The sequence below is a fragment of the Pseudomonas sp. GWSMS-1 genome, assembly GCF_049847425.1.
Taxonomy (GTDB): domain Bacteria; phylum Pseudomonadota; class Gammaproteobacteria; order Pseudomonadales; family Pseudomonadaceae; genus Aquipseudomonas.
Window position 1 is genome coordinate 1,455,749 of record NZ_JBMHHV010000005.1, and the last position, 24,349, is coordinate 1,480,097.

The 24,349-nt window shown below is 61.1% G+C and carries 20 protein-coding genes and 1 pseudogene; 14 read left to right on the forward strand and 7 right to left on the reverse strand.

Annotated features, from left to right (window positions below):
* Nucleotides 1-35 precede the first annotated feature (35 nt).
* From ACEPAJ_RS10340 to ACEPAJ_RS10400, 13 genes and pseudogenes are all read left to right on the forward strand, one after another.
* Nucleotides 36-961: pseudogene (locus ACEPAJ_RS10340) on the forward strand (quinoprotein relay system zinc metallohydrolase 1).
* 317 nt (nt 962-1,278) lie between these two features.
* Nucleotides 1,279-3,054, forward strand: a complete 1,776-nt coding sequence (locus ACEPAJ_RS10345; protein ID WP_425914761.1) for a methanol/ethanol family PQQ-dependent dehydrogenase — start codon at nt 1,279-1,281, stop codon at nt 3,052-3,054.
* Between the two features lie 146 nt (nt 3,055-3,200).
* The gene (locus ACEPAJ_RS10350; protein WP_425914762.1) at nt 3,201-4,481 is read left to right on the forward strand and encodes an FCSD flavin-binding domain-containing protein; all 1,281 of its coding nucleotides are present in this window, start codon (nt 3,201-3,203) and stop codon (nt 4,479-4,481) included.
* Entirely contained in the window at nt 4,478-5,209 is a 732-nt protein-coding gene (locus tag ACEPAJ_RS10355; RefSeq protein WP_425914763.1) for a thiosulfate oxidation carrier protein SoxY, read from the forward strand. The genes ACEPAJ_RS10350 and ACEPAJ_RS10355 overlap by 4 nt, the downstream gene beginning before the upstream one ends.
* A gap of 168 nt (nt 5,210-5,377) precedes the next feature.
* The gene (gene exaC / locus ACEPAJ_RS10360; protein ID WP_425914764.1) at nt 5,378-6,898 is read left to right on the forward strand and encodes an acetaldehyde dehydrogenase ExaC; all 1,521 of its coding nucleotides are present in this window, start codon (nt 5,378-5,380) and stop codon (nt 6,896-6,898) included.
* 313 nt (nt 6,899-7,211) lie between these two features.
* Nucleotides 7,212-7,283: a pyrroloquinoline quinone precursor peptide PqqA gene (gene pqqA / locus ACEPAJ_RS10365; protein ID WP_003253598.1), complete on the forward strand. Its 72-nt coding sequence runs from the start codon at nt 7,212-7,214 to the stop codon at nt 7,281-7,283.
* Between the two features lie 68 nt (nt 7,284-7,351).
* Entirely contained in the window at nt 7,352-8,266 is a 915-nt protein-coding gene (gene pqqB, locus ACEPAJ_RS10370; RefSeq protein WP_425918001.1) for a pyrroloquinoline quinone biosynthesis protein PqqB, read from the forward strand.
* A 9-nt stretch (nt 8,267-8,275) separates the two neighbouring features.
* Nucleotides 8,276-9,028 carry a pyrroloquinoline-quinone synthase PqqC gene (gene pqqC, locus ACEPAJ_RS10375; protein WP_425914765.1) on the forward strand — a complete coding sequence of 251 codons (753 nt, stop codon included), beginning with the start codon at nt 8,276-8,278 and terminating at the stop codon, nt 9,026-9,028.
* Nucleotides 9,025-9,303 (forward strand): pyrroloquinoline quinone biosynthesis peptide chaperone PqqD, encoded by a 279-nt coding sequence (pqqD, locus tag ACEPAJ_RS10380; RefSeq protein ID WP_274086616.1) that lies wholly within the window; start codon nt 9,025-9,027, stop codon nt 9,301-9,303. Before pqqC ends, pqqD begins: the two co-directional genes overlap by 4 nt.
* On the forward strand, nt 9,275-10,429 hold the full coding sequence (gene pqqE / locus ACEPAJ_RS10385) for a pyrroloquinoline quinone biosynthesis protein PqqE (RefSeq protein ID WP_425914766.1): 1,155 nt from the start codon (nt 9,275-9,277) through the stop codon (nt 10,427-10,429). The genes pqqD and pqqE overlap by 29 nt, the downstream gene beginning before the upstream one ends.
* 7 nt (nt 10,430-10,436) lie before the next feature.
* Complete coding sequence (locus tag ACEPAJ_RS10390; RefSeq protein WP_425914767.1) at nt 10,437-12,302, forward strand: alpha/beta hydrolase family protein; 1,866 nt, start codon at nt 10,437-10,439, stop codon at nt 12,300-12,302.
* Between the two features lie 91 nt (nt 12,303-12,393).
* Nucleotides 12,394-13,557: an alcohol dehydrogenase-like regulatory protein ErcA gene (gene ercA / locus ACEPAJ_RS10395; protein WP_425914768.1), complete on the forward strand. Its 1,164-nt coding sequence runs from the start codon at nt 12,394-12,396 to the stop codon at nt 13,555-13,557.
* The gene (locus ACEPAJ_RS10400; RefSeq protein WP_425914769.1) at nt 13,541-15,304 is read left to right on the forward strand and encodes a PAS domain-containing hybrid sensor histidine kinase/response regulator; all 1,764 of its coding nucleotides are present in this window, start codon (nt 13,541-13,543) and stop codon (nt 15,302-15,304) included. Before ercA ends, ACEPAJ_RS10400 begins: the two co-directional genes overlap by 17 nt.
* 31 nt (nt 15,305-15,335) lie before the next feature.
* Here the strand turns inward: ACEPAJ_RS10400 and ACEPAJ_RS10405 are convergent, their stop codons facing one another.
* Both ACEPAJ_RS10405 and ACEPAJ_RS10410 read right to left on the reverse strand, forming a co-directional pair.
* On the reverse strand, nt 15,336-15,683 hold the full coding sequence (locus ACEPAJ_RS10405; RefSeq protein WP_425914770.1) for an MmcQ/YjbR family DNA-binding protein: 348 nt from the start codon (nt 15,681-15,683) through the stop codon (nt 15,336-15,338).
* Between the two features lie 5 nt (nt 15,684-15,688).
* Entirely contained in the window at nt 15,689-15,967 is a 279-nt protein-coding gene (locus ACEPAJ_RS10410) for a peptidylprolyl isomerase (protein WP_296131136.1), read from the reverse strand.
* 142 nt (nt 15,968-16,109) lie between these two features.
* Here ACEPAJ_RS10410 and ACEPAJ_RS10415 point away from each other — a divergent pair, with 142 nt between their 5' ends.
* A complete protein-coding gene (locus ACEPAJ_RS10415; protein ID WP_425914771.1) occupies nt 16,110-17,339 on the forward strand; it encodes a PilT/PilU family type 4a pilus ATPase in 1,230 nt (409 codons plus the stop codon).
* Between the two features lie 22 nt (nt 17,340-17,361).
* On the opposite strand, the gene ACEPAJ_RS10420 is transcribed toward ACEPAJ_RS10415, so the two are convergent.
* The 5 genes from ACEPAJ_RS10420 to ACEPAJ_RS10440 form a co-directional block, all read right to left on the reverse strand.
* Nucleotides 17,362-17,943 carry a substrate-binding periplasmic protein gene (locus ACEPAJ_RS10420; protein WP_425914772.1) on the reverse strand — a complete coding sequence of 194 codons (582 nt, stop codon included), beginning with the start codon at nt 17,941-17,943 and terminating at the stop codon, nt 17,362-17,364.
* 218 nt (nt 17,944-18,161) lie between these two features.
* The gene (locus ACEPAJ_RS10425; RefSeq protein WP_425914773.1) at nt 18,162-20,129 is read right to left on the reverse strand and encodes an acetoacetate--CoA ligase; all 1,968 of its coding nucleotides are present in this window, start codon (nt 20,127-20,129) and stop codon (nt 18,162-18,164) included.
* A 307-nt stretch (nt 20,130-20,436) separates the two neighbouring features.
* The gene (locus ACEPAJ_RS10430; protein ID WP_425914774.1) at nt 20,437-21,339 is read right to left on the reverse strand and encodes a hydroxymethylglutaryl-CoA lyase; all 903 of its coding nucleotides are present in this window, start codon (nt 21,337-21,339) and stop codon (nt 20,437-20,439) included.
* Between the two features lie 211 nt (nt 21,340-21,550).
* Nucleotides 21,551-23,512: an acetyl/propionyl/methylcrotonyl-CoA carboxylase subunit alpha gene (locus ACEPAJ_RS10435; protein ID WP_425914775.1), complete on the reverse strand. Its 1,962-nt coding sequence runs from the start codon at nt 23,510-23,512 to the stop codon at nt 21,551-21,553.
* On the reverse strand, nt 23,509-24,309 hold the full coding sequence (locus ACEPAJ_RS10440; protein WP_425914776.1) for a gamma-carboxygeranoyl-CoA hydratase: 801 nt from the start codon (nt 24,307-24,309) through the stop codon (nt 23,509-23,511). The genes ACEPAJ_RS10435 and ACEPAJ_RS10440 overlap by 4 nt, the downstream gene beginning before the upstream one ends.
* Between the last annotated feature and the right edge of the window lie 40 nt (nt 24,310-24,349).

Below are 24,349 nucleotides of genomic sequence, written 5' to 3' on the forward strand. Positions count from 1 at the left end.
GTTCTTAGGCGCGCCGACTTTATCGCGAGGTGCTTATGCGCTGGATAGTGTTACTGGCGGCGCTGGCCAGCGCCTATGTGCAGGCTGATTTCGACTATGCCTTACAGCCCCGGCAAATTGCCGACGGGGTGTGGCTGCTTGAGGGCAGCACCGATAACTTCTCCCAGGCCAACGGCGGTAATATCGTCAACACCGGGTTTATCGTCAGCGCTGAGGGCGTGCTGGTAATCGATACTGGGCCTTCCAAACGTTACGGCGAGGCCATGCGCCAGGCGATTGCTAGGGTCACCGACAAGCCCGTGCTCAAGGCCATATTGACCCATCACCACCCCGACCATGTGCTGGGCAATCAGGCCTTCAGTGATGTACCGATTGCAGCGTTGCCAGCCACCACAGCGCTGTTGGCAGAGCAGGGTGAGGCCATGGCGGAAAACATGTACCGCCTGGTCGGTGACTGGATGCGCGGCACTGAGGTTGTACTGCCGACTGAAGCGTTAAAACCAGGGATGCAGGAGGTGGCTGGACGCAAGCTGCAGTTGTTGGCGTTGCGTGGCCATACCGGGGCTGACCTGGCGATTCTGGACGCCAAGACCGGCGTGTTGTTCGCCGGCGATCTAGTGTTTTACCAGCGCGCCCTGACCACGCCCGGTACGCCGGGGCTGGAGGCCTGGCTGGCGGATCTCGACCAGCTGCAGCAGTTGCCCTGGAAGCAGATCGTACCGGGCCACGGCCCACTGGCGAGCGATGCCAGCCCCTTCGCGCAGATGCGTGATTACCTCGGTTGGCTCGATGGGCTGATGCGCAAGGGCGCAGAGCAGGGCGCGGAGATGAATGAGCTGATCCGTGCGCCTATTCCGAGCGCTTTGCCAGCGTCAGCCTCAGCCGTTACGAGCTGATCCGCAGCGTCAGTCACCTCTACCCACGTTATGAGCGGGAGAGCATGCAGCGGGTGGATCGCTAGGCGCGCGGGCATCAACCTTTCTTGATACGCAGCGCCTGCCTGCTGCCCGTCGTTCTGGCGCGGCACGGCTTGCCTCTATTCAGCCCGGCAGTAGCCGTTTGCAGCGCTATGAGCGGGCTCCGGCGGCTAGGAAAATTGCCCTAGGCAAGTGGCGCTGAGCGCAACGTAAATGCTGCGCACGCCTTGCAGTATTGCTACCAAGGAAGTAGCTAAATCGGTACTGCGGGCAATTGTTGGACGACCCTATGCAGCCAAGAATCTGTGGCAGATCGGGAAAAATTCCCGGTGATAACAATGAACCCGCAGAGGTAGCCGCAATGAAACACTCCGGTTTTCGCCAATCCTTCGTTCTCAGTGCCTTGTGTAGCGCAATGCTCGTGGCCGCCGCTCCAGCCTGGGCGGTGACTGATCAGGAAATCCTTAACGATGTGAACACCACCGATGAGATCGTCACCAATGGCATGGGCCTGCAAGGCCAGCGCTACAGCCCGTTGACGACCCTCAACACGGATAACATCAAGGACCTGCGTCCAGTTTGGACCCTGTCCTTCGGTGGCGAAAAACAACGCGGCCAGCAAGCCCAGCCGATGATCAAGGACGGCGTGATGTACGTGACCGCCTCCTACTCGCGGGTATTTGCCGTGGACGCCCGCACCGGCAAAGAACTGTGGCAGTACGATGCGCGCCTGCCGGATGACATTCGTCCATGCTGCGACGTGATCAACCGGGGCGTGGCGCTGTATGGCGACTTGGTGATTTTCGGCACCCTCGACGCCAAGCTGGTGGCGCTGCACAAGGACACCGGTAAGGTGGTCTGGCGCAAGAACGTGGCTGATCACAAGGCCGGTTACTCGATCACTGCGGCGCCGCTGGTGGTGAATGGCAAGCTGATTACTGGGGTTTCCGGTGGTGAGTTTGGTGTGGTCGGCAAGATCGAAGCCTACGATCCGAAGAATGGCGAGCTGCTGTGGAGCCGCCCAACCGTTGAAGGCCACATGGGCTATGTCTACAAAGACGGCAAGGCCATTGAGAACGGCATCAGCGGTGGCGAGGCCGGTAAAACCTGGCCGGGCGATCTGTGGAAAACCGGCGGTGCCGCACCGTGGTTGGGCGGCTACTACGACCCGGAAACCAACCTGCTGCTGTTCGGTACCGGTAACCCGGCGCCGTGGAACTCGCACCTGCGCCCTGGCGATAACCTCTATTCCTCCTCGCGTCTGGCCCTGAACCCGGATGATGGCACCATCACCTGGCACTTCCAGACCACCCCGCATGACGGCTGGGACTTTGACGGGGTCAACGAACTGATCTCCTTCAACTACGAGGAAGGCGGTAAGACCATCAAAGCCGCCGCCACCGCTGACCGTAACGGCTTCTTCTACGTACTCGACCGTACCAACGGCAAGTTCATTCGTGGCTTCCCGTTTGTCGACAAGATCACCTGGGCTAAAGGCTTGGATAAGAACGGCCGGCCGATCTACGACGACACCAACCGTCCAGGCTCGCCGAACGCGGCGAAGAAGGGCACCAGCGTGTTCTCTGCGCCGGCCTTCCTCGGCGCGAAAAACTGGATGCCGATGGCCTACAGCCAGGACACCGGCCTGTTCTACGTGCCATCCAACGAGTGGGGCATGGACATCTGGAACGAAGATATTGCCTACAAGAAAGGCGCGGCCTACCTGGGCGCCGGCTTCACCATCAGGCCACTGAACGAGGAATACATCGGTGTGCTGCGCGCCATCGACCCGAAAACCGGCAAGGAAGTCTGGCGGCAGAAGAACTACGCGCCGCTATGGGGCGGGGTGATGACCACCAAGGGCAACCTGGTGTTCACCGGTAACCCAGAAGGTTTCCTGCAGGCCTTCAACGCCAAGACCGGCGAGAAAGTCTGGGAATTCCAGACCGGCTCCGGCGTACTCGGCTCCCCAGTGACCTGGGAAATGGACGGCGAGCAGTATGTTTCGGTGCTTTCCGGTTGGGGCGGTGCGGTACCGCTGTGGGGCGGCGAAGTGGCCAAGCGGGTGAAGAACTACAACCAGGGCGGCATGCTCTGGACCTTCAAACTGCCCAAGGAGCTAGTCGCCAAGCGTTAATTAGCCTGTAGCGTATGAGATGGCCGGTCTAGACCGGCCATCTGCGTTTTTAGGCATTAGTACTAAGGATTTTCGACTAAAGCGGCATGGCCGAATGCACGGCCATGCCTCAGCGTGTCGCTCTATCGCCTGGCTATGGGGGACGTATGCAGGAGCTTACCCGTCGTCAATTGCTCGCCGGCCTGGCCGCAATGCCTTGGCTGTTACCCGCTGGGTTAAATGCCAGCGTGAGTCGCGCGCGGGTACTGGTGGTCGGTGGTGGTTTTGCCGGTGCCACCGCCGCGCGTTACCTCAAACGCCAGGCGCCAGCGCTTGAAGTGGTGCTTATTGAACCCAAATCGGCGTTCTATACCTGCCCCTTCAGCAACCACGTGCTGGCGGGTATGGCTGAGCTCGATAGCCTGCGCCAGGATTACCGCGCCTTGCAGCGCCAGCAGGTGCCGCACGTGCGTGAGCGGGCGCAGGTAATTGACCTGCAGGCCCGCCAGGTGGTGCTGAACGGCGGCCAGCGCCTGCGCTACGACCGGGTATTTCTGGCGCCTGGGATAGACATGGATTGGCAGGCCGTTGAAGGCTACGACCGCAACGCCTCGATGCACCTTCCGCATGCCTGGCAGGCCGGTGCGCAGACCAGCCTGTTGCGCCGGCAGTTGCAGGCCATGGACGACGGCGGCCTGGTGATTATCAGCGCGCCGGACAACCCCTATCGTTGCCCGCCAGGCCCCTACGAGCGCGCGAGCCTGATCGCCCATTACCTGAGCCAGGCCAAGCCACGCAGCAAGCTGCTGATTCTCGACAGCAAGGACAGCTTCTCCAAGCAGGCGCTGTTTCAACAGGGCTGGCAGACGCTCTACGGAGAGCGTATCGAATGGGTCGGCCGGGCCGGCGATGGTCGTGTGGTGCGTGCCGATGCCATACGACGCGAGTTGGTTTGCGAGTTTGGCCAGCGGCATCGCGCCGCCGTGATCAACCTGATCCCACCACAGAAGGCGGCCGAGGTGGCCCAGCGCAGTGGCCTGGTGGACGCCAGCGGCTGGGTGCCGATTCGCCCGGCGACGTTTCAGGCCCGTGAGGCCAGCGACATCTACGTGGCCGGGGACGCCTGTATCGCTGCACCGATGCCCAAGTCAGCCTACAGCGCCAATGCCCAAGCCAAGGTTGCGGTGGCGGCGTTACTCGCTGATTTGGCTGGACAGGCGCCGCCGCCAGCGGCGTGGCGTAACACCTGCTACAGCTTGCTAGCACCGGGTCAGGCGGTGTCGATTGCCGCGGATTACGGCGTGCAGGCGCAACGTCTGGTCGAGTTACCAGGCAGCCTGGCGCTCAGCCCGTTGCAGGCGCCTCTTGGCCTGCGCGCTCAGGAGGCGGCGCTGGCCGAGGCCTGGTATCAAAGCATCTGTGCCGATGCCTGGGGGCAGTTGCTATGAGCCTTCGCGTAGTGCTGTTGATGCTGATGCTGGCGGGGCCGGCTGTGGCGCAACCCTGGGGGCAGGCCCAGGAGGCGGTGGAGCAGTGGTTGCAGGGTGCTCAAGCGCAGACACAGGGACTGACTGTCGAGGTGCCGAGCTGGGTCGAGGATGGTGCGTTCGTTGCCGTCGACCTGACCCTGCACGATGCTCAGCCACCGTTGTCCCTCAGTCTGTTGCGCAGCGGCGAGGAGGACCCACGCATTGCTACGGTGCAGCTGCAGGCCTGGGAAGCGCCGCTGCGCCTGTCGACGCGCGTGCGGTTGCCCCGCAGCCAGCAACTGATTGTGTTGGCACGTGACGGCCGCGGACGGCTGTGGCTGGCCGCGCAGTCGGTCGAGGTGCTGGCCAGCAGCTGCCTGTCACCCAGCCTGGGCAATAGCGCCGCCACGCTGGGCCAGTTGCAGGGCTGGCTGGAGGCGGGCGAGCACGGCCTGGAGTTGCGCAGCTTATTGCGTCATCCGATGGAAACTGGGCGGAGCCCCGGTGCGAACGGTCAGCTGCTGGCGCGGCACTTGCCAACACGCTTTGAAATCAATGGGGCGCACGGCAACCTGCTGCGCGTCGAACCTTTTGAGGGTTTGGCGGCCAACCCTTACTGGCGGTTGTGGCTGCCGACTGGACATACGCCACTGCTGCTACGCTGGGTGGACGCCGATGGCCACGAGTTCCGTCGGCAGTTGCCCTGACGTGTGCGAGTACGAGGCTCTGGGTCGCGGCTTGCGGCTCTACTACCAAATGACGAGAGGTTTTGTGCCATGGGCGCATACCGGTCGCGGTGGTGGCTTCCTAAGATCAAACCATGACCTGTTCCATGTCCCAGGGAGCAGGCTCCGCCAACAAGAGAGGTTAATTCCATGATTTACGCCAAACCCGGTACCCCAGGCGCCGTCATCAATCTCAAACCGCGCTATGGCAACTTTATTGGTGGCGAATTTGTTGCGCCGCTCAGTGGCAGTTATTTCACCAATACCAGTCCGGTCGATGCCTCGGTGATCGGCGAGTTCCCGCGCTCTGATGCCGCCGATATCAATCTCGCGCTGGACGCCGCGCATGCCGCCGCCGATGCCTGGGGCAAAACCAGCGTGCAGAACCGCGCGATGGTGCTGCTGAAGATTGCCGACCGTATTGAAGCCAACCTCGAACTGCTGGCCGTGGCCGAAACCTGGGATAACGGCAAGGCCGTGCGTGAAACCCTCAACGCCGACGTGCCGCTGGCTGCTGACCACTTCCGTTACTACGCCGGTTGCATCCGTGCGCAGGAAGGCAGCGCCGCCGAAATTGACGAACACACCGCCGCCTATCACTTCCACGAGCCGCTGGGTGTGGTCGGGCAGATCATCCCGTGGAACTTCCCGCTATTGATGGCCGCCTGGAAACTCGCCCCAGCGCTGGCTGCCGGTAACTGCATCGTGCTCAAGCCCGCTGAGCAGACCCCGCTGTCGATCACCGTGCTGATGGAAATCATCGGTGACCTGCTGCCGCCAGGCGTGCTTAACGTGGTGCAAGGTTTCGGCCGCGAAGCTGGCGAGGCGCTGGCCACCAGCAAGCGCATCGCCAAGATCGCCTTTACCGGTTCCACGCCAGTGGGTTCGCACATCCTCAAGTGCGCCGCCGAGAACATCATCCCGAGCACCGTAGAACTGGGCGGCAAGTCGCCGAATATCTTCTTCGAAGACATCATGAATGCGGAACCTGCGTTTATCGAAAAAGCGGCCGAGGGCCTGGTGTTGGCCTTCTTCAACCAGGGCGAAGTGTGCACCTGCCCATCGCGCGCACTGGTGCAGGAGTCGATCTACGACGCCTTCATGGTCGAAGTGATGAAGAAGATCAAAGTAATCAAGCGCGGTGATCCGCTGGACACCGAGACCATGGTCGGTGCCCAGGCCTCCGAGCAGCAATACGACAAGATCTTGAGCTACCTGGAAATCGCCCAGCAGGAAGGCGCCGAACTGCTCACCGGCGGCGCCGCCGAACGTCTGGAAGGTGACCTGGCCAGCGGTTACTACATCCAGCCGACCCTGCTCAAGGGCAACAACAAGATGCGCGTGTTTCAGGAAGAGATCTTTGGCCCGGTGGTGGGTATCACCACGTTCAAGGACGAAGCCGAAGCTCTGGCGATTGCCAACGACACCGAGTTCGGCCTCGGCGCTGGCTTGTGGACCCGCGATATTAACCGCGCCTACCGCATGGGTCGCGCCATCAAAGCGGGCCGCGTATGGACCAACTGCTACCACCTGTACCCGGCGCACGCCGCGTTCGGTGGCTACAAGAAGTCCGGCGTTGGCCGTGAAACCCACAAGATGATGCTCGACCACTACCAGCAGACCAAGAACCTGCTGATCAGCTACGACATCAACCCGCTGGGCTTCTTCTAAATCGTGTAATCCCGGCGCATTCGCTCCAGTGCGTCGGGCCCCCTCCTGCGATTCGTCTGTGGGCGAGATCTGTTTGTGGTCTGGGCAGGTGTTATGTACTGCAGCAGATCGTTATCGCAACGCGGCTTCGGCCGCGTTTTTTGTGGGCGCTAATCCAGCCTAGACCTAGCGCCCATATAGGGCCGCTGCAGGCGCCCTAATCGCTACCAATACCAGTACAAATTCATCCCAAAGTACCATTTGGCCGTCGCCGGTCGAGGGGCTTAATGAAGGGGCCGGAATTTGCCGGCGTCGATAAGAAGAGGACCGCGCCATGTGGACTAAACCCGCGTTTACCGACCTGCGTATTGGTTTCGAAGTGACCATGTACTTCGCCAATCGTTGAGCCGTTTTGCCCCGGCTTTGCCGGGCATCCCAATTGGTACTGCAATCGACACCCAAGCGGAAGCGCCCATGTATATCCAGATTCTTGGCTCCGCCGCCGGCGGTGGCTTTCCCCAGTGGAACTGTAACTGCCGCAACTGCCGAGGCGTGCGTGATGGCAGCGTGCGTGCGCAGCCGCGCACACAGTCCTCGATTGCCCTGAGTGACAACGGTAAAGACTGGATCCTGTGCAACGCCTCGCCAGATATCCGCGTGCAGATAGAAGCCTTTCCCGCACTCAATCCGGCCCGCCACCTGCGTGACAGCGCGATTGCCGGAATCATCCTGCTCGACAGCCAGATTGATCACACCACCGGGCTGCTGACCCTGCGTGAAGGTTGCCCGCATCAGGTCTGGTGCAGCGAGATGGTGCATCAAGACCTGACCAGCGGCTTTCCTTTGTTCAACATGCTCAGCCATTGGAACGGTGGCCTGCAGCACAACCTGATTAGCCTGGATGGCGCGTCTTTCAGCGTCCCGGCCTGCCCGGACCTGGTGATCACCGCGATCCCTTTGCGCAGCAGCGCGCCGCCGTATTCGCCGCATCGCGGTAACCCGCACCCCGGCGACAACATCGGCCTGTTTGTCGAGGACCGTCGCAGCGGCAGCACGCTGTTCTATGCGCCAGGCTTGGGCCAGGTCGATGAGTCGCTATTGACCTGGATGCGCCGTGCCGATTGCCTGTTGGTCGACGGCACCTTGTGGCGCGACGACGAAATGCGTGTCTGCGAAGTCGGCGACAAGCTCGGCAGTGAGATGGGCCATCTGTGCCAGAGCGGCCCAGGCGGCATGATCGAGGTGCTCGATGGTCTGCCGGCGGCGCAGAAGATCCTGATTCATATCAACAACACCAACCCGATCCTGGATGTCGACTCTGCCGAACGCGCTGAACTGACCGCGCATGGCATTGATGTCGCCTGGGATGGCATGCGTATCGAGTTGTAAGGAGTGGCCATGAGCCAAACTGCCATGAGCCCTGCCGTGTTCGAGCAGGCATTGCGCGCCAAGGGCGCGTATTACCACATTCACCATCCGTTTCATCAGGCGATGTATGCCGGCCAAGCCAGCCGTGAGCAGATTCAGGGTTGGGTGGCGAACCGCTTCTATTACCAACTGAATATTCCACTCAAGGACGCGGCGATTCTGGCCAATTGCGCGGACCGCGACACCCGCCGCGAGTGGCTGCAGCGCATCCTCGATCACGATGGGGTGCACGGCGAGGAGGGCGGTATCGAAGCCTGGCTGCGCCTGGCCGAGGCCGTGGGGCTTGAGCGTGAGCAGGTGCTGTCGCAAGAGCTGGTGCTGCCCGGTGTGCGCTTTGCCGTGGATGCCTACGTCAACTTCGCGCGGCGCGCCTCCTGGCAAGAAGCCGCCAGCAGTTCGCTGACAGAGCTGTTCGCCCCGCAGATTCACCAGTCGCGCCTGGACAGCTGGCCGCAGCATTACCCCTGGATCGATGCCGAGGGCTACAGCTACTTCCGCTCGCGCCTGCAGCAGGCGCGCCGCGATGTTGAACACGGCCTGCGCATCACCTTGCAGCATTACGTCACGTGGGAGGCCCAGCAGCGCATGCTGGAAATCCTGCAATTCAAGCTGGATGTGCTGTGGAGCATGCTCGATGCCATGAGCATGGCCTATCAGCTGGAGCGTCCGCCGTATCACAGCGTGACCCGTGAGCGCGTCTGGCACCGAGGACTTGCCCTATGAACCCGTTGACTATCGACCAGGTGCCCAAGCTGCGCCGGGGTTTCCGCCTGCAGTGGGAACCCGCCCAGGATTGTCATGTGCTGCTCTACCCGGAAGGCATGATCAAGCTCAATGACAGCGCCGGGGCCATCCTCAAGCAGGTCAATGGCGACCACAGTGTGGGGCAGATTATTGCCAGCCTGAGTGCGCAGTTTCCCGATGTGCCGGGCCTCGACGAAGACATCCTCGCCTTTATGGAGGTCGCCAATGCTCAGTTCTGGATCGAGCTTCGCTAAGCCGGGGCACGAGGCCGGACCACCGTTGTGGTTATTGGCCGAGCTGACCTACCGTTGCCCACTGCAATGCCCTTACTGCTCCAACCCGCTGGACTTCGCCCAGCAGGGGGCCGAGTTGAGCACCGCCGAGTGGATTGAGGTATTTCGCCAGGCCCGCGAACTGGGCGCGGCGCAACTGGGGTTTTCCGGCGGTGAGCCACTGGTGCGCCAAGACCTGGCCGAGCTGATCAAGGCGGCGCGTGACCTGGGCTATTACACCAACCTGATCACCTCCGGCATCGGCCTGACCGAAGAGCGTATCGCCAGCTTCAGCGAGGCGGGGCTGGACCATATTCAGATCAGCTTTCAGGCCGCCGATGAAGAGGTGAACAACCTGCTGGCGGGTTCGAAAAAGGCCTTCGCCCATAAACTGGCCATGGCACGCGCGGTCAAGGCGCATGGCTACCCGATGGTGCTGAACTTCGTCACCCATCGGCACAATATCGACAACATCGAACGCATCATCGAGCTGTGCCTGGAGCTGGAGGCGGACTTCGTCGAGTTGGCCACCTGCCAGTTCTACGGCTGGGCGGAACTGAACCGTGCTGGGTTGCTGCCGACCCGTGCGCAGCTTGAACGCGCCGAACGCATCACCCAGCAGTGGCGCGACAAACTGGCGGCCAAGAATCACCCCTGCAAGCTGATTTTCGTCACCCCGGACTATTACGAAGAGCGGCCCAAGGGCTGCATGAATGGTTGGGGCAACCTGTTCCTCGACATCACCCCGGATGGCACGGCCTTGCCGTGCCACAGCGCGCGGCAACTGCCGGTGCAGTTTCCCAATGTGCGCGAGCAGAGCATTGAACAGATCTGGCGTCACTCCTTCGGCTTCAACCGTTTTCGTGGCGACGACTGGATGCCTGAACCCTGCCGCTCCTGCGATGAGAAGCACAAGGACTTCGGCGGCTGTCGTTGCCAAGCCTTTATGCTCACTGGCGATGCCAGCAACGCCGACCCGGTGTGCAGTAAGTCGGCCCATCACGGCATCATCCTCGCGGCGCGGGCAGAGGCCGAACAGGCGCCCGGTGCGTTGGAACATCTGCAGTTTCGCAACGAAAAGGCCTCCAAGCTGATCTGTAAGGTGTGACGTACTGATGACGCCACGCACCGCCGACTATGGTCAATGGTCCAGCGCCTGGAGCAGCGCCCAGGCCGCCAGTGCCAGCCGCGATTTTGCCGAGCTACGCACAGGGCTGGGCGGCGTGGTGTGGTCCGAGTTCGATCCAGCAGATGCCTGCACCCGCTTGTGGCACTGGACGCCCACCTGCCTGCGCTGCTTGACGGCCACGGGCTGGTCTGTGCGTAGCCGAGTGTACGAGTATGGCGGCGGCGCCTTCTGCCTCGGTGACGATGGCCTGGCGCTGGTTTGCGAGGCGGGTCAGCAACTCTACTGGCAAGACCTGCATGGGCAGCCGCAGGCACTCACCGCACGCAGCGACTGCCGCTACGGCGACCTGTGTTATGACCCTGTGCGCCGCGCCGTGCTCGCCGTGGAAGAGCAGCACAGTGCCTCGGGCGTGGTGCACCGCCTGGTGGCAATCGCCCGTGATGATGGCGCGCGTCAGGTGATCAGTGAAGGTTGTGATTTCTACGCGGCGCCCACCCTCAGTAACGATGGCCAGCGTTTGGCCTGGATCGAATGGGACCGCCCGCAGCAGCCTTGGCTGGCCACGCGCTTGTGCGTGAGCCAGCGCACAGCGCAGGGCGGCTGGTCGCCAAGGCAGGTGGTGGCTGGGCAAGGGGTGGATGAGTCGATCCAGCAACCGAGCTTTGATCAACATAACCGTTTGCTGGCCTTGAGTGATCGTCAGGGCTACTGGCAGCCTTGGCGTGAAGGCGAGGGCGGCATGCAACCACTCAACTGCCGCGCGGCGGATCATGCCGCTGCGCCCTGGCAGCTGGGGGCACGCAATTATCTGACGCTGGCGGGTGAGCGCTTACTGCTCAGCGGCTTTGATGGTGGGTTTGCCTGGCTGGCTGAGCGTGACCCAGTCAGCGGCCATGAGCAGCGCCTGGCGCCCGACTACAGCCGCTTTCGTCAGGTGGCGGCGGATCAGCAGTATTTCTACGTGATCGCCGCAGCACCGCAGCACGGCAGTGTGGTGCTGGCCATTGATCGGATCAGTCATGCCTGTCAGGTGCTGGCGGGAAGCCCGTACGCTTTGCCGGCCGAGGCGGTTTCCTTGCCGCAGCGCTTGTTGTTTCTCAGCGGTGCGGGGGAAAGCTGCCACGGTTTCTTCTACCCGCCGCACAACCCGGCGTTTCAGGCACCGGAGGGGCAGAAGCCGCCGCTGCTGGTGTTTTTGCACGGTGGGCCCACGTCGGCCTGCTATCCGGTGTTTGATCCGCGCATCCAGTTCTGGACCCAGCGTGGCTTTGCCGTGGTCGACCTCAACTACCGCGGCAGCAGTGGCTATGGCCGCGCCTATCGCGTGCGCTTGCAGGGCGGCTGGGGCGAGGTGGAGGTCGAGGATGCCGTGGCGGCCGTGCAGCACTTGGCTGAGCGTGGGCTGGTTGATGCTGATCGGGTGTTTATTCGCGGGGCCAGCGCCGGCGGTTATACCGCTCTGTGTGCATTGGCATTTACCCAGGTGTTTCGCGCGGGAGCGAGCCTGTATGGCGTCAGCGATCCGCTGGCGCTGCGGCGTGTCACCCATAAGTTTGAGGCCGACTACCTGGATTGGCTGATTGGTGATCCGCAACGCGATGCCGCACGTTATCAAGCGCGCACGCCGCTGCTGCATGCCGAGCGCATCCAGGCGCCGCTGATTTTCTTTCAGGGCGCGCTGGATAACGTCGTGGTGCCCGAGCAGACCGCGCAGATGGTCGCCGCCTTGCAGCGCCGTGGCGTTGAGGTGGAGTGTCGCGTTTATGCAAACGAGCGTCATGGTTTTCGCCAGGCGGAAAATCTGGCCGATGCGCTAGACGCTGAGCTGGCTTTCTATCGTCGCCTGCTGTGAGTGGCGCCTGCTGCCATGGTGCAATTGCATAAAGCCGGGAATGCAGTAGGCTGGCGGACGATTTTTGATAACAACAAGAACAGGCCGTTGTATGAGCCACACCCTCAGTCAGTTACGTAAATTCGTTTCACCGGAAATCATTTTTGGTGCGGGCTGCCGCCACAATGTTGGCAACTACGCCAGTACCTTTGGCGCCCGCAAAGTGCTGGTAGTGTCCGACCCCGGCGTGGTTGCCGCTGGTTGGGTGGCCGATGTTGAAGCCAGCCTGCAGGCGCAGAACATCGACTACTGCCTTTACACCCAGGTTTCGCCCAACCCACGGGTGGAAGAGGTGATGCACGGCGCGGAAATCTACCGCGCCAACAACTGCAACGTAATCGTCGCCATCGGTGGCGGCAGCCCGATGGATTGCGCCAAGGGCATCGGCATCGTGGTCGCCCACGGGCGCAGCATTATCGAGTTCGAGGGCGTGGACACCATTCGCGTGCCGAGCCCACCGCTGATCCTGATTCCGACCACCGCCGGTACTTCAGCGGATGTATCGCAGTTTGTGATCATCTCCAACCAGACCGAGCGGATGAAGTTCTCCATCGTCAGCAAGGCCGTGGTGCCGGATGTGTCGCTGATCGACCCGGAAACCACCCTGAGCATGGATCCCTTTCTGTCGGCCTGTACTGGCATTGATGCGCTGGTGCACGCCATCGAGGCTTTTGTCTCCACTGGCAGCGGCCCACTGACGGATACCCATGCCCTTGAGGCGATGCGTCTGATCAACGGCAACCTGGTGCAGATGATTGCCACACCGCATGACATCGTCCTGCGCGAGAAAATCATGCTGGGCAGCATGCAGGCTGGTTTGGCGTTCTCCAATGCGATTCTGGGGGCGGTGCATGCCATGAGCCACAGCCTGGGCGGGTTTCTCGACTTGCCCCATGGCATGTGTAATGCGGCGCTGGTCGAGCACGTGGTGGCGTTCAACTACAACTCGGCCCCCGAGCGCTTTCGCATGGTGGCCGAGACCCTGGGCATTGATGCGCGCGGGCTCAACCATAATCAGGTGCGCCAACGCCTGGTGGAGCATTTGGTCACTTTCAAAAAGTCGGTCGGCTTCCATGACACTCTCAAGTTGCATGGGGTGAGCGTCTCCGACATTCCCTTCCTCTCGCAGCATGCCATGGAGGACCCGTGCATTCTGACCAACCCTCGTGAGTCCAGTCAGCGTGATGTCGAGGTTGTCTATGCCGAGGCGCTCTGATCCGTCGCAGAGCCAGAGTGAAGCCCTCGCCGGGCTGCTGGGCCTGGGCAGTCACTCGGCCCGCAAGAGCCACTACCCCGAGCTGCTGGCGCGGCTTGAGGAGTTGGAAACCGAGCGCAATCGCTACAAATGGTTGTTCGAGCATGCGGTTCACGGGATTTTCCAAGCCAGCCTACAAGACGGCCTGCTAGCCGCTAACCCGGCGCTGGCGCGCATGCTCGGTTATGACGACCCGGAGCAGGTGCTTTGGTCGCTGACTGGCTTGGCCAACTACCTGTTCGTGGGTGGGGTCACTGAACTGGAACATATCCGCAGCGTATTGGCTCGTGAGCCGGGGCTGTTCGGTTATGAAACACAGCTGCGCCGGCGCGATGGCAGCGTCATTGATGTGCTAATGAACTTACTGCTCAAGCCCGATGAAAATGGCCTGTTCGAAGGCTTTGTGGCGGATATAACCGAGCGCAAGCAAGCCCAGCAACGTCTGCAGCAGCTCAATGACCAACTGGAGCAGCGTGTGAGTGCGCGCACCGGCGAGCTGCAAGAAGCCAACCGCAACCTGTTGCAACAGATCGGCGAGCGCAAACGCATCGAGACGGCCCTGCGTGATGCACGCGATGCCGCCGAGGACGCCAATCGCAGTAAGGATAAATACCTCGCCGCCGCCAGCCATGACCTGTTGCAACCCCTGAACGCTGCACGCTTATTGATCTCGACCTTGCGCGAGCGCCACTTGCCGGCCAGCGAGCAGAATTTGGTTGAGCGCACCCACCAGGCGCTGGAAGGGGCGGAAGATCTGCTGACCGATTTGCTGGATATCGCACGGCTGGATCAGGCCGCGATCAAGCCCGACCTGGATGTTTACAGCTTGGATGAACTGCTCGCACCGCTGGCCTCGGAGTTTCAGCCGGTTGCCGCCGCTGCTGGATTAGCGCTGCGGGTGCGCATCAGTGGCTATCAGGTGAACACCGATTTACGTCTGCTCACGCGTATTTTGCGCAACTTTCTCAGCAACGCCTGCCGTTATACCGAGCAGGGCGGGATTTTCCTGGGGGCGCGCAAGCGTGGCGCGTTTGTCGAGTTGCAGGTGTGGGACAGCGGCAGCGGGATTGCCGATGACCAGCTCGACAGCATCTTTCTTGAGTTCAATCAGTTAAATGTCGGGCGGGCGCAAGAGCGCAAGGGCGTGGGTTTGGGCCTGGCGATTGTTGAGCGGATTGCGCGCATCCTCGGTTATCCGATCAAGGTACGTTCGCAGCCAGGGCGTGGTTCGGTGTTCAGCATCCGTGTGCCGCTGGCCAGCAGCACGCAACAACGCACGGCCGTGCTGCCGACATTGTCACGGCCGCGGCTGGGCGATCCACTGCCGGGGCGGCGTTTACTGGTACTGGATAACGAACTGAGCATTCTGCACAGCATGTCGGCGCTGCTTGAGCAGTGGGGTTGTGAGGTGCTGACTGCCACCGACCAGGCTGGCGCGCTGCAGGTGCTGGGTGCGCACGCGCCGGAGCTGATCTTGGCCGACTTCCACCTCGATCACGGTGTAGTGGGTAGTCAGGTGGTTCAACACATGCGCGAGCACTTTGGCTTGAATATTCCGGCGGTGATCATTACCGCCGATCGCAGCGATCAGTGCCGCCGCGAGTTGCAGGCCATGGGCGTGCCACTGCTCAATAAACCGGTCAAACCCGGCAAGCTGCGGGCGGTGTTGAGCCAGATATTGCAGGATGCGCCCACGCCCATAGCTTAGGCGTTACCTGAGAGGGGTTGCGAAATGCAGGCTAAAGCAGAAGACCCAGCTGCAAACGCTTGGGCAATTTTGCCACCACCAGTTGATGGGAACGTGTCAGCAACGCGTGCAGTTCATCTTCACTTAGTGGGTAGGGCGCAGCCATGCTGATCCAGCGTGCGCGGGCCAGATATGGCGCAGGGCGAAAGCCCGGTCGATCGCAATAGCCGAGGAATAGGTCGTCATCCACTTTGCAGGCCAGGCCATCGTGCCCGCCCAGGTGGAACAGGGCGAACATTTTGCTTTCCGCCACCGAAAATACCCGCACGCCGCCCCATTTGATGTCCTCACGGGCACCGGGCAGGCTCAAGCAAAATGCGGCGATCTGTTCGGCAGTCATGTGGGTCACTCGCGGTAGAAAACCTGCACCAGATGATAGCCAAACTGGCTTTTCACCGGGCCGTGTACTTCACGTACTGGTTTTTTGAAGATCACCTGATCGATGGCGCGCACCATTTGCCCCGGGCGCACTTCACCCAAGTCGCCGCCTTTCTTACCGGAAGGGCAGGTTGAGTGTTTGCGCGCCAGCACATCGAACGCTTCGCCAGCGGCTATGCGTTTTTTCAGCGCGGCGGCTTCTGCCTCGGTTTTCACCAGAATGTGGCGGGCCATTGCCTTTGCCATGACGGGCTCCTCATTTTTAAGTGGGCGTATTGTGCCAGTATTTCAACCGCTTAGCGCTTGGGCCTGGCAGGCGCGGATAATTCCCGGAGCGCTGCACAGTCTTGGCCTAACGTAATACCTCTTACCTTCGGAATAAGTCGCTATGGACCTCAATGCAATGCTCAAAGTCCTGTCCAGCCAGGACGGGTCCGACCTTTACCTTTCTACCGGGGCACCGCCCTGTGCCAAGTTCAACGGTGTACTTAAGGCGCTGAGTGCCGAGCCGCTAAAGTCTGGTGAGGTGGCGGCCATTGCCGACTCGGTGATGGATGTCGCGCAGCGCGAGGAATTTGAGCGCGAGTTAGAGATGAACCTGGCTATCTCGATTGCCGGTGTTGGGCGTTTCCGTATCAACATCTTCAAGCAGCGCAACGAGGTATCGATCGTCGCGCGCAACATCAAGCTGGATATTCCCAAGTTCGAAGACCTCAAACTACCGGAAGTGCTGCTCAAAACCGTGATGGAGAAGCGCGGTCTGGTGCTCTTCGTCGGCGGCACTGGCTCGGGTAAATCGACTTCCCTGGCAGCTCTGATCGACTACCGCAATCGCAACAGTGGCGGTCACATCATCACCATTGAAGACCCGGTGGAATATGTGCACCGGCATAAAAAATCGATTATCAACCAGCGTGAAGTGGGCGTGGACACTCGTAGTTTTCATGCAGCGCTGAAAAACACCCTGCGTCAGGCGCCGGATGTGATCCTGATCGGCGAGATCCGTGACCGCGAGACCATGGAGCATGCCCTGGCTTTTGCCGACACCGGCCACCTGGCGATCTCTACACTGCACGCCAACAACGCCAATCAGGCGCTGGACCGCATCATCAACTTTTTCCCGGAAGACCGCCGCCCGCAGTTGCTCAATGACCTGGGCAACAACCTCAAGGCTTTCGTCTCCCAGCGTTTGGTCAAAACCGTCGATGGTAAACGCCGCGCGGCCGTTGAGGTGTTGCTGGGTACGCCGACCATTCGCGACTTGATCAAGCGCAACGAGTTTTCCGAGATCAAGGAGATCATGGAAAAGTCGAAGAACCTAGGCATGCAGACCTTCGATCAGGCGCTGATCGATTTGGTCAATAACGGTGCAATTGACGAAGAAGAGGCGGTTAAAAACGCCGACTCTGCAAACAACGTGCGGCTTAAGCTGAAGCTCTATCGCGATAATCCAGCTGCACCGGTGCAGGCTGCCGCCGCGCCAACACCTGCGCCCACTGCAGTTCAGCCGCGCACACCGGCGCCAGCTGCTTCGGCGGGCGAGTGGGGGCTAGAGTTGACGCTTGAGGATATTGACGAGGAGCAACTGCCAGAGGACCCAGGGCGCAAAGGCATTTAAGTCATTGGGTGCAACAGGGTCTTTAGCCTTCAGGCTGGTACGCCTCTAGCATTTGCTGGAGGGTGCCTTCGGCACGTAATGCTTCGACTGCTTTGCGCAGGTTTTCCTGCAACTCTGCGTCGCAGTGTTTGGAGCAGGCCAGGTAAATATTGCTACTGGCCATTACCGGGCTCATCTGCAAGCTATTGCTGCTTTTGGGCCACAGGTACAAGCCCTCCGGAATCCCTGCAAACCAGGCGTCGACGCGGCCAAGCTCGAGCATCCGCGCGGGGTTATCGCCGAGCTTGAGGCTGACGATTTGCTTGTCGCTAAAGCCCTGGCTCTTGAGTATGGCCATCTGTGCGGTGCCCATACCGACGGCAATACGTTGGTAGCGCTGGCGCGCTTCGGCAAAGTTAGCCACTGGTGCGTCGAGGCTGAAGAATGCACGCTCAAGCTGCACAATGGGGGCGATCCAGGTGAACTGGGCTTCACGTTCGGGCGTGCGTGAAAGGGGGATGATCAGTTGATTGTGGCCGCGGCTGACGCGTTGCTGGGCGCGCAGCCAGGGGGTTACATAGATGTGACTGAGATACCCAGCCCTGGCAATTGCGGCTAACGCCACATCCCTACCATGCCATAGCCACCCTTGAAGCTGACAAACGTCAGCGGCGGTGCATCCGGCATATGCAGCTCCAAGGGCTCCTGTGCTTTAACGCTCAGGCTTAGCGGGGCCAGCAACGCAACGAGACAGATCCAGTGCACAACCACGGCAGCACTCCGACAACGACTGATCTGGAGTATAAGCACAGCGGCCAGTGCAGGTATCTAGTTTCTAGCGCTCTAGTCCCGCAAGGCATTTAGGTCGCGATACAGCTCCAGCGCCTGCGGGTTAGCCAGCGCATCGGTGTTCTTCACCGGTTTGCCGTGCACCACATTGCGCACCGCCAGCTCGACGATTTTGCCGCTGATGGTGCGCGGGATATCGCTTACGGCAATGATCTTGGCGGGCACATGGCGCGGCGTGGTGTTGCTGCGGATCACCTGACGGATCTGCGCCTGCAGTTCGTCAGTGAGCGACACGCCGTCACGCAGGCGCACAAACAGCACCACGCGCACGTCATCGTCCCATTCCTGACCGATGGCAATCGATTCCAGCACGTCTTCAACCTTCTCCACCTGGCGGTAGATCTCGGCTGTGCCAATGCGTACGCCGCCGGGGTTGAGTACCGCATCAGAGCGCCCGTGAATCACCAAACCGCCCTGTGCGGTGATTTCCGCATAGTCGCCATGGGCCCAGATACCGTGGAAGGTGTCGAAGTACGCGGCCTGGAATTTGCTGCCATCGGCGTCTTTCCAAAAACCGATCGGCATGCACGGGAAGTGCTGCGCGCAGACCAGCTCGCCTTTTTCGCCTACTACCGGCTGGCCGGCTTCATTCCATACCTGCACGTCCATGCCCAGCCCCTTACACTGCAGCTCGCCACGCCAGACGGGCAGCACCGGGTTGCCGAGTGCGAAGCAAGAGACAATATCGGTGCCGCCTGAGATAGACGACAGGCAGACGTCGGCTTTGATCTCGCGGTATACGTACTCGAAGCTCTCGTGGGACAGCGGCGAACCGGTCGACAGAATGGCTTTCAGGCGTTGTAGCTTGTGGGTTTGGCCCGGCTTAGCTCCAGCCTTCTCAAGCGCCGCAATAAATTTGGCGCTGGTACCGAAGATGCTGATGTTCTCGGCGTCGATCAGGTCGATCAGGCGCTCGGCACCCGGATGGAAGGGCGAGCCGTCGAATAGCACCAGGGTGGCCCCAAGTGCCAGGCCCGAGACCAGCCAGTTCCACATCATCCAGCCGCAGGTGGTGTAGTAGAACAGGGTGTCGTCGGCGCTCAGGTCAGTGTGTAAGCCCAACTCCTTGACGTGCTGCAGTAAGGTGCCGCCGGTGCCGTGGACGATGCACTTGGGCACGCCGGTGGTGCCGCTGGAGTAGAGGATATACAGCGGGTGATCGAAGGGCACCGGCGTGAATTCGGGTTCGCCGCCGGCCTGATAGAAATCCTGCCACAGCGTGACATTGGCCGCCGAGTGGAAGTCAGCCGCTGTGGCCTGCGGGTTGGCGTACGGCACCACAATCAGCTGCTCAAGCGAAGGCAGGCGCTCAAGGATTTCATTGAGCTTGGCGGTTAAGTCGAGGTTCTTGCCCGCATAGCGGTAGCCAGCGGCCGCGATCAGCACCTTGGGTTCGATCTGGCCGAAGCGGTCAATCACGCCCTGGGTGCCGAAGTCCGGTGAGCAACTCGACCAGGTTGCACCGAGACTGCTGGTCGCGAGCATGCCGACCAGGGTTTGCCAAGTATTGGGCATAAAGGCTGCCACGCGGTCACCGATGCCGACGCCGGCGGCCCGCAGACTTTTTTGCAGGCCGGCAACCTGTGCCGCCAGTTCGGCGTAGCTCAGCTGCTCGCGACTGCCGTCTTCACCAATGGCGACTATTGCGGGACGGTTATCACGGCGACGTAACAGGTGCTCAGCGAAGTTCAGAGTCGCGCCGGGAAACCACTGGGCGCTGGGCATGGCTGGGCCTTCGCGCAATACAGCCTCGGGCTGGGCACTGAAGCGTACGTCGAAGAAATCAACAATGGCCTGCCAAAAGGCTTCACGCGCACTCACGCTCCACGCGTGCAGGGCCGGGTAGTCGGCCAACTGCAGGCTGTGGCGCTTGTTAACGAAGCGGCGAAAGGCTTCCATGCGAGTGGCGGCGATACGTTGTTCAGAAGGCGTCCACAGGGGTGTTGCATGGTGGTTCCTCATATTCTTGTTGTGCCCAGCTATCAGCTGGCTTATCGGGCAAGCCTACTGGCTGCGTATGGCCTTGAGTGGGCGTGATGAGCACTGTCACTACTCGGCAACTGTTGCGCCCGTAGCCGCTTTGCACCGCTGTCAGGCAACAGGCGGCAGGACTGACGGTGGTGCTTTACAGCGCGTAAATAAAACCATACGGCTGACGTAGCCTGGATAAGCCTTGGCGCAATCCGGTGCAGGTTCCGGAATTGCGCAGGGTGCCGCGTTTTATCCGGGGTATGCGCTGAATGGTGGGCAAACCTTCGGTATTTTTACCCTACGCGCTGGCCAGTTTGGCCCGTGCCACCCTTGAACCATTGGGTTTATCCAGCATGCTACAGATACCAGCACCCGCTGCGATCAGCTTGTCCATATCGATACCGGTTTCTATGCCCAGGCCGTTGAGCAGGTACAGCACGTCTTCGGTCGCCACGTTACCGGTCGCGCCTTTGGCGTAAGGGCAACCGCCCAAGCCAGCGACTGAGCTGTCGAATACGCTGATGCCTTCGAGCAGGCTGGCATAGATATTGGTCAGGGCCTGGCCGTAGGTGTCATGGAAGTGCCCGGCCAGTTTTTCACGCGGTACATCGCGGCCAACTACCTCGAACAAGCGTCGGGTATCACCCGCCGTACCGGCGCCGATGGTGTCGCCCAGCGACACTTCATAGCAGCCCATGGCGAACAGTTCGCGGGCGACCATGGCAACCTGTTCAGGTGGCACATGGCCGTCATACGGGCAACCCAGTACACAGGAGACATAGCCGCGTACGCGCACTTCGTGCTGCTTGGCCGCTTCCATCAGCGGCACAAAGCGCTCAAGGCTTTTGCTTATTGAGCAGTTGATGTTCTTTTGTGAGAAGGCTTCTGAGGCGGCGGCGAACACGGCCACTTCTTTCACTCCGGCTTCCAGTGCGGCCTCAAAACCCCGCAAGTTGGGGGCGAGGGCCGCGTAGGTAATACCTGGCAGTTGCTGGATTTGCGCAAATACTTCGGCACTGCCGGCCATCTGCGGCACCCAATTGGGTGAGACGAAGCTGCCGACTTCGATATAGCCCAGCCCAGCGGCGGATAGGTCATCGACCAGGCGCACTTTGTCGGCGACGCTGATCGGCTGTTTCTCGTTCTGCAAACCGTCGCGCGGGCCGACTTCGACCAGGCGGACTTGTTTGGGTAGGTTCATGCACTTACTCCGAATGGTGGAGAGCGATTTATTCATCCACCATGACCATCTGTTGTGAATGCCTTGGTGGACATGAAAAACGATGTCCACCCTACGCAGTTATGCATTGGTTTCTTCAAGTATGTAGGGTGGATGTCGCTTTATACATCCACCATGATCACCCGCAGTGAATGCCCTGATGGACATAAAACGCAATGTCCATCCTACGTTGTTATGAACTGGCTTCGTCGAGCTCGACCAACACCGCGCCTTCGCTGACCATCTCGCCTTCGCTGCAATACAGCGCTTTAACCGTGCCGGCTTGCGCGGCGCGGATGCTGTGTTCCATCTTCATCGCTTCGAGCACCACCAGCGCCGTACCGGCTTCAACTTGCTGCCCGGCTTCGACTAATACGCGCACGATGCTGCCGTTCATGGGGGCGGTCAGGCCGCCGTGCTGGCTGTGGCTGGCTTCGACTTCGGCGATGGGGTCGAAACGCTGCACGCTGCGTAATTCACCGGCGTAGTGCAGGTACAGGGTGTCGCCGCGCCGGATTGCCTGATGCTGCTGGCGCAAACCCTCACAGGTTACCGACAGCATTTCGCTGTGTAACTGCACAGTAGAGGCGGCAGCGTGGCGCAGGCGCACCACCTGGCGCTCGCCTTGGCATCTTAGGTGCAGGTCGGTTTCTGCTGGCAAGCCCAGGCGCAGGCCATGGTTACTGGCCCAAGGGGAGTGGTAATCGTCATGGCGCTGCTGAGGCGCTTCGCTCTGCACGAAAGCTTCGGCGGCGAACTGCCAGAACTCGGCAGGCAGTTCGCCAACAGGTGGCAGCAGTTGTGCTTCATGACGCGGGATAAAGCCGGTATCCAACTCAGCATTAGCAAAGGCCGGGTGGGCGAGCACGCGGGTGAGAAAGGCCAGGTTGGTCTTGACCCCACCGACGCAGGTTTCCCTGAGCATGGCCAGCAGGCGCAGGCGCGCCTCTTCGCGGTTTTCGCCCCAGGCGATCAACTTGCCGAGCATCGGGTCATAGAAGGGCGAAACGTCATCGCCTTCGCTAACGCCGCTGTCGACCCTACGGCCTGGGCCGGCATTGGTTTCGCGGTACAGCGCCAGGGTGCCAGTAGCAGGTAGGAAGTCGTTATCCGGGTCTTCGGCGTACAGTCGTACTTCTATGGCGTGGCCAATCAGCGGCACCTGCTCCTGAGTGATCGGCAGGGCTTCGCCACGGGCGACGCGGATTTGCCAGGCGACAAGGTCGAGGCCGGTGATCAGCTCGGTCACCGGGTGTTCAACCTGCAGGCGGGTGTTCATCTCCATAAAGAAGAAGTCGCCGCGCTCATCCAGCAAGAACTCCACAGTGCCGGCACCGACATAGCCGATGGCTTGTGCCGCCTTGACCGCTGCCTCGCCCATGGCGCGGCGCAGTTCAGCTGACAAACCGGGCGCAGGGGCTTCTTCAACCACTTTCTGATGACGACGCTGGATCGAGCAGTCGCGCTCATTCAAGTACAGGCAGTTGCCGTGCGAGTCGGCAAAGACCTGGATCTCCACATGGCGCGGCTTGAGTACGTATTTTTCCACCAGCATGCGCGAATCGCCGAACGACGACTGTGCCTCACGCTGGGCGCTGGCCAGGGCTTCGGCCAGTTCGCTCTCAACCTCGACTACTTTCATGCCCTTGCCGCCGCCACCGGCAGCAGCCTTGAGCAGCACCGGGTAGCCGATTGCGTTCGAGGCAGTGCGGAACGTTTCTACATCCTGCGCCTCGCCGTGATAACCCGGCACCAGCGGTACGCCGGCAGCTTCCATCAGCGCCTTGGCGGCGGACTTGCTGCCCATGGCGTCGATAGCCGAGGCGGGTGGGCCGAGAAACAGTAAGCCAGCGGCTTCGATGGCGCGGGCAAAGCCGGCGTTTTCAGAAAGAAAACCATAACCGGGGTGAATCGCTTGGGCGCCGCTGGCCTTGGCAGCAGCGATCAGTGCGTCAATACGCAGGTAACTGTCCGCCGGCTTGGCACCGCCCAGGTTTACCGCCACATCGGCTTCGCGCACGTGGCGCGCGTTGGCGTCGATGGCGCTGTGCACTGCCACGGTCTGAATGCCCATGGCTTTGGCTGTGCGCATTACTCGGCAGGCGATCTCGCCACGGTTTGCCACCAGCAAAGTGTCGATAGGCTTAAGGCTCATGCTTGTGGCTCCTGCCAGGCGGGCTTGCGTTTATCCAGAAAGGCGCGCAGGCCTTCCTGACCTTCCGCGCTAACGCGGATACGGGCAATGGCGTTTTCCGTGTAACGGCGCAGGGCCGGGGTCAGCACGCCGCTGCCGACTTCGCGCAGCAGGTCTTTGCTGGTCTGCATGGCCTGTGGACTGTTGAGCAGCAGGGTGCTGATCCAGTTTTCTACCTGAGCGTCGAGTTCGGCAGCGGGATAGCTTTCGGCAAACAAGCCCAGCTCCTGGGCGCGTTCCCCACTAAAATGCTCGGCTGTGAGGGCGTAACGCCGCGCCGCACGCTCACCAATCGCCTGCACCACGAAGGGGCTGATGACTGCGGGTGCTAGACCGATGCGAACTTCCGACAGACACAGCTGCGCGTCGCTGGCGCCGATGGCCATGTCGCAGCAGCTGATCAAGCCTAGCGCACCGCCAAAAGCCGCGCCTTGCACGACGGCCAGGGTCGGGATTTTCAGCTGGTAGAGGTTGTGCATCAGCTCGGCCAACTCGCGCGAGTCGGCCAGGTTGGCGTTGTAGTCGAGCGTGGCGGCGTGCTGCATCCAGGCCAGGTCCGCACCGGCGCTGAAGTGCTTGCCGCGTCCGCGCAGCAGCAGAAAGCGCAGGCTTTTATCGGCCATCACCGCGTCGAGGGCGAGAATCAGCTCGCGGATCATCTCGGCGTTAAAGGCGTTGTTCTTGTCGGCGCGATTGAGCCAAAGCGTGGCGAAACCGCGTGGGTCTGTTTCGAGCTGGATGGTGGTGAAATCGGTCATCAATCTACCCTCATGTAGGGTGGAAGACGCTTTTTCTTCC

What these genes read in the sequence shown, in the direction of transcription:
- ACEPAJ_RS10405 (WP_425914770.1), bottom strand. Translation starts at nt 15,683, where the DNA reads ATGACTGCCGAACAGATCGCCGCATTTTGCTTGAGCCTGCCCGGTGCC.
- pqqC (WP_425914765.1), top strand. Translation starts at nt 8,276, where the DNA reads ATGAGCCAAACTGCCATGAGCCCTGCCGTGTTCGAGCAGGCATTGCGC.
- ACEPAJ_RS10430 (WP_425914774.1), bottom strand. Translation starts at nt 21,339, where the DNA reads ATGAACCTACCCAAACAAGTCCGCCTGGTCGAAGTCGGCCCGCGCGAC.
- ercA (WP_425914768.1), top strand. Translation starts at nt 12,394, where the DNA reads ATGAGCCACACCCTCAGTCAGTTACGTAAATTCGTTTCACCGGAAATC.
- ACEPAJ_RS10440 (WP_425914776.1), bottom strand. Translation starts at nt 24,309, where the DNA reads ATGACCGATTTCACCACCATCCAGCTCGAAACAGACCCACGCGGTTTC.
- exaC (WP_425914764.1), top strand. Translation starts at nt 5,378, where the DNA reads ATGATTTACGCCAAACCCGGTACCCCAGGCGCCGTCATCAATCTCAAA.
- pqqD (WP_274086616.1), top strand. Translation starts at nt 9,025, where the DNA reads ATGAACCCGTTGACTATCGACCAGGTGCCCAAGCTGCGCCGGGGTTTC.
- ACEPAJ_RS10415 (WP_425914771.1), top strand. Translation starts at nt 16,110, where the DNA reads ATGGACCTCAATGCAATGCTCAAAGTCCTGTCCAGCCAGGACGGGTCC.
- pqqE (WP_425914766.1), top strand. Translation starts at nt 9,275, where the DNA reads ATGCTCAGTTCTGGATCGAGCTTCGCTAAGCCGGGGCACGAGGCCGGA.
- ACEPAJ_RS10435 (WP_425914775.1), bottom strand. Translation starts at nt 23,512, where the DNA reads ATGAGCCTTAAGCCTATCGACACTTTGCTGGTGGCAAACCGTGGCGAG.
- ACEPAJ_RS10390 (WP_425914767.1), top strand. Translation starts at nt 10,437, where the DNA reads ATGACGCCACGCACCGCCGACTATGGTCAATGGTCCAGCGCCTGGAGC.
- ACEPAJ_RS10400 (WP_425914769.1), top strand. Translation starts at nt 13,541, where the DNA reads ATGCCGAGGCGCTCTGATCCGTCGCAGAGCCAGAGTGAAGCCCTCGCC.
- ACEPAJ_RS10350 (WP_425914762.1), top strand. Translation starts at nt 3,201, where the DNA reads ATGCAGGAGCTTACCCGTCGTCAATTGCTCGCCGGCCTGGCCGCAATG.
- pqqB (WP_425918001.1), top strand. Translation starts at nt 7,352, where the DNA reads ATGTATATCCAGATTCTTGGCTCCGCCGCCGGCGGTGGCTTTCCCCAG.
- ACEPAJ_RS10345 (WP_425914761.1), top strand. Translation starts at nt 1,279, where the DNA reads ATGAAACACTCCGGTTTTCGCCAATCCTTCGTTCTCAGTGCCTTGTGT.
- ACEPAJ_RS10410 (WP_296131136.1), bottom strand. Translation starts at nt 15,967, where the DNA reads ATGGCAAAGGCAATGGCCCGCCACATTCTGGTGAAAACCGAGGCAGAA.
- ACEPAJ_RS10425 (WP_425914773.1), bottom strand. Translation starts at nt 20,129, where the DNA reads ATGAGGAACCACCATGCAACACCCCTGTGGACGCCTTCTGAACAACGT.
- ACEPAJ_RS10355 (WP_425914763.1), top strand. Translation starts at nt 4,478, where the DNA reads ATGAGCCTTCGCGTAGTGCTGTTGATGCTGATGCTGGCGGGGCCGGCT.